This window comes from Kitasatospora sp. NPDC091257, assembly GCF_044757675.1.
Lineage (GTDB): Bacteria > Actinomycetota > Actinomycetes > Streptomycetales > Streptomycetaceae > Kitasatospora > Kitasatospora lactacystinica.
The window spans coordinates 1-4,202 of the sequence record NZ_JBIVVI010000824.1 but is presented as its reverse complement, the minus strand read 5'-3'; the positions used below and the strand labels follow the sequence as shown (position 1 = coordinate 4,202).

The following is a 4,202-nucleotide window of genomic DNA, read 5'->3' as shown; positions in this document are numbered from 1 at the left end:
GGGGGCCGCCCAGGGGGGTGAGGGATTCACCCGAACGCGCTAATCGGACCGATCGGTGGACCGGCCGCCCACCCCGTCCCTCCTGGGCATTCTGTGACGGTTCTCACCCATGCCGGGCAGGCCCCGGGCGGAACAGTCCCGTCCCGCGGGGATAACCTGCCAGACGGACGTGACGCGCGTGTTGATTGACGTGAGCGCCCGTGGCTGTGTGGGCCGCAAGGCCGTACCTCTGCGTACCCGCACCGCCCCGACGACCCGCAGCGAAGATCCTGCCGTGGCACGCTCGTAGAGACACAATCCGCGACCACGAACAAGGACAAACACGTGGACCTGTTCGAGTACCAGGCGAGGGACCTCTTCGCCAAGCACGGCGTGCCTGTGCTTGACGGCGATGTCATCGAGACCGCCGCAGACGCTGCCGCCATCGCGGAGCGCTTCGGCGGCCGCGCCGTCGTCAAGGCTCAGGTGAAGGTGGGTGGCCGAGGCAAGGCCGGCGGCGTCAAGCTCGCCGCCGACCCGGCGGACGCCGTCGCCAAGGCCGAGCAGATCCTCGGCATGGACATCAAGGGCCACACCGTTCACAAGGTGATGCTGGCCCAGACCGCGGACATCAAGGACGAGTACTACGTCTCGTTCCTGCTGGACCGCACCAACCGCACCTTCCTGGCCATGGCCAGCGTCGAGGGCGGCGTGGAGATCGAGGTCGTCGCCGAGCAGAACCCCGAGGCGCTCGCCAAGATCCCGGTCGACGCCAACGAGGGCTGCACCCCGGAGAAGGCCGCCGAGATCGTCGCCGCGGCGAAGTTCCCGGCCGAGGTCGCCGACCAGGTCGCCGAGGTCCTGCAGAAGCTGTGGACCGTCTTCATCAAGGAGGACGCCCTCCTCGTCGAGGTCAACCCGCTGATCAAGTCCGGTGAGGGCAAGATCATCGCGCTCGACGGCAAGGTCTCCCTGGACGAGAACGCCGAGTTCCGCCAGCCCGAGCACGAGGCCCTGGAGGACAAGGCCGCGGCCAACCCGCTGGAGGCCGCCGCCAAGGCCAAGGGCCTGAACTACGTCAAGCTCGACGGCCAGGTCGGCATCATCGGCAACGGCGCGGGCCTCGTCATGAGCACCCTCGACGTGGTCGCGTACGCCGGTGAGAACCACGGCGGCGTCAAGCCCGCCAACTTCCTCGACATCGGTGGCGGCGCCTCCGCCGAGGTCATGGCGAACGGCCTGGAGATCATCCTGGGCGACCCCGACGTCAAGTCGGTCTTCGTCAACGTCTTCGGCGGCATCACCGCGTGCGACGCGGTCGCCAACGGCATCGTGCAGGCCCTCGCGCTCCTGGAGGGCAAGGGCGAGAACGTCACCAAGCCGCTGGTCGTCCGTCTGGACGGCAACAACGCGGAGCTGGGTCGCAAGATCCTCGACGACGCCAACCACCCGCTGGTCCAGCGCGTGGACACCATGGACGGCGCCGCTGACCGCGCCGCCGAGCTGGCCAACAAGTAAGGAAGGGGACTTAACACCATGGCTATCTTCCTTACCAAGGACAGCAAGGTCATCGTCCAGGGCATGACCGGCGCCGAGGGCATGAAGCACACCCGCCGCATGCTCGCCTCCGGCACCCGGATCGTCGGCGGCGTGAACCCGCGCAAGGCCGGCACCACGGTCGACGTCGACGGCACCGAGATCCCGGTCTTCGGCTCCGTCGCCGAGGCGATGGAGAAGACCGGGGCCGACGTCTCCGTCCTCTTCGTGCCGCCGGCCTTCACCAAGGCCGCCGTCGTCGAGGCCATCGACGCCGAGATCGGCCTGGCCGTCGTCATCACCGAGGGCGTCCCGGTGCACGACACCGCCGCCTTCTGGGCGCACGCCGGTGCCAAGGGCAACAAGACCCGCATCATCGGCCCGAACTGCCCCGGCCTGATCAGCCCCGGACAGTCGAACGCCGGCATCATCCCGGCCGACATCACCACCTCCGGCAAGATCGGTCTGGTCTCGAAGTCGGGCACCCTGACCTACCAGCTCATGTACGAGCTGCGCGACATCGGCTTCTCCTCGGCCGTGGGCATCGGCGGTGACCCGGTCATCGGGACCACCCACATCGACGCCCTCAAGGCCTTCCAGGAGGACCCGGACACCGAGATCATCGTCATGATCGGTGAGATCGGTGGCGACGCCGAGGAGCGTGCCGCGGCCTACATCGCCGAGCACGTCACCAAGCCGGTCGTCGGCTACGTCGCGGGCTTCACCGCCCCCGAGGGCAAGACCATGGGCCACGCCGGCGCCATCGTCTCCGGCTCCTCGGGCACCGCCCAGGCGAAGAAGGAGGCCCTGGAGGCCGCCGGTGTCAAGGTCGGCAAGACGCCGTCCGAGACCGCCCGCCTGGCCCGCGAGATCATCGCCGCCCAGGCCTGATCCCGCCCCGCGCGTGACGAGCGCCCCCGCCCTCCCGGGCGGGGGCGCTCGCCGTTCGCGGCTCAGTGCCGCCCCGGCCCCGTGGTGCAGGGCAGCGGCGACCACGGCCGGCAGGCCGCCGGGCCCTGCGGCGGCGGAGCGGCGCCCCGGGCCGCCGGCGGCAGCTCCCAGCGCGCGACCGCCTGGGGCTGCGGATCCACCAGGACGGCCTCCAACCCGGGCGCCGGGCTGCACCAGATGCTGGTGATGCCGTTCGGCGCCCCGTCGGGCAGCAGCGGCACGGCCGGCTCCGCCGCCTGCGCCGCGGTGGCGGCCAGGCAGAGCGTGGGCGTCGGCGGGGTGGTCGGCCTGAACAGCTCCGCCGGGCGCACCCCCGCCAGGGTCGCCAGCGTCGCCCCGCCCACCGCGACCGTCAGCAGCGCCGCCGCGCCCGTCCGGCTCGCCGTCCGGAGCCGGTACCGGGCCCGCAGCACCGGCACCGGCGTCCGGTGCGGCTCCGGGCAGCCGCGCACCGCCGCCCGGTGGAGCAGCCCGCACAGCCCGTCCGCGAAGCCCGGCGCCGCCGGGTCCGGCCCGACCAGGTCCGGCACCCACGCGGCCAGGGCCGCCCGGGCGGCCCACACCCGCCCCTCGGCCGCCGCCCGGGTGGACTCCACCTCCACCGCGACCGCCACGGCCGGCAGCCCCAGCCCGTCGTGCAGCACCAGCGCCCGGCGCTGGGGGCGGGACAGCCGCTTGAGCGCCTTCAGCAGCGCCCGGTCCCGGTCGGTCAGCCGGTCGTGGTCCGGCAGCACCGCCTGGGTCTCGTCGGCCGGCCGCACCTTGATCCGCCGGTGCGGCAGCCCCCACGCGTGCGCCCGCCGGGGGCCGCCCCGGTGCCACGGGGACAGCGCCAGCTCGCAGGCGCGCGCCCGGACCCAGCCCTCCGGATTCCCCGAACCGGCGGCCGTGGCCCAGCACCGCCGGGCCTCGCCGAACGCCCGCCGCACGCAGTGCACCGCCCGGTGCCGGCAGGCGGTCAGCAGGAACACCTGCTGCACCAGCCGGGTGTGCGCGGTCTCGTAGAGCTCGTCGAAGCCCATCGCCGGGGGCTCGGCGTCGAGGTCGTCGTCCGCGCCCGAGGGAGCGGCGGCGGCCAGCGCCGCCCGGCCGGGACTGGCGGCGGCAGGCTCCTGCGGCTCCGGCCGTGCCGTCCGCGCCCGGTCGGGTTCGGCGGCCGGTGGCCGTTCGGCGTCCGGCCCGGAGTCCGCTTCGGGGGCGGCCGGGGTGCGGTGCGGCGTGTCGCCGTGGCCGGCGGCCGGCCCGGCGGGGGCCTCCTCGGACCCGCCGCCACCGGCCGCGTCCGTGGTCGGAGCGCTCGCCTGCCAGGCCGGCCCGGCGCCGGGAGTGCCGGGAGTGCCGCCGTGCCGGTCGGGATCCCCGGGGGCCGTCGGCGGGTGGCCGGTGTCGGACGGCTGACGCCGCCCGTCGTCCGCCGCCGCGGCCGGAGGTGCCTGGAGGGCGGCGGCTCCTGGCCGGCCCCCGGGCGTGCGTGGCTCCTGCGCGCGCCCGGGGGCGGCGCTCCCCTCGGCGGCCGGCGGCCCGTCGGCGGCCTGCCGCGGCTGCCCGGCCGGGGCCGTCCGCCGGGTGCCGCCCGAGGGTCCCGGAGCGGGTTTCCCGGCTCGGGTACGGCTCCGCTTCCCGGTCGCCTCCCCGTCCGTTGCCGTGTCGGCCCGCGGGCGGTCGGCCCCGACCACGGAACCGGGGGCGGCCGGGGCGGAGGAGCCCGGGACCGGCCGGAGGAGGACCGGTTCGGC

General features: G+C 74.7%; 3 protein-coding genes. 2 read left to right on the top strand and 1 reads right to left on the bottom strand.

What is annotated here, in order from left to right:
* The first annotated feature begins 324 nt into the window (after positions 1 to 324).
* Both sucC and sucD read left to right on the top strand, forming a co-directional pair.
* Positions 325 to 1,497 (top strand): ADP-forming succinate--CoA ligase subunit beta, encoded by a 1,173-nt coding sequence (sucC, locus tag ACIQOV_RS30290; protein WP_359911285.1) that lies wholly within the window; start codon positions 325 to 327, stop codon positions 1,495 to 1,497.
* Between the two features lie 18 nt (positions 1,498 to 1,515).
* Positions 1,516 to 2,406 (top strand): succinate--CoA ligase subunit alpha, encoded by an 891-nt coding sequence (gene sucD / locus ACIQOV_RS30285; protein WP_401053791.1) that lies wholly within the window; start codon positions 1,516 to 1,518, stop codon positions 2,404 to 2,406.
* Between the two features lie 62 nt (positions 2,407 to 2,468).
* Here sucD and ACIQOV_RS30280 read toward each other — a convergent pair.
* The coding region (locus ACIQOV_RS30280) for a hypothetical protein (protein WP_401053790.1) at positions 2,469 to 4,202 on the bottom strand (1,734 nt) is incomplete at its 5' end.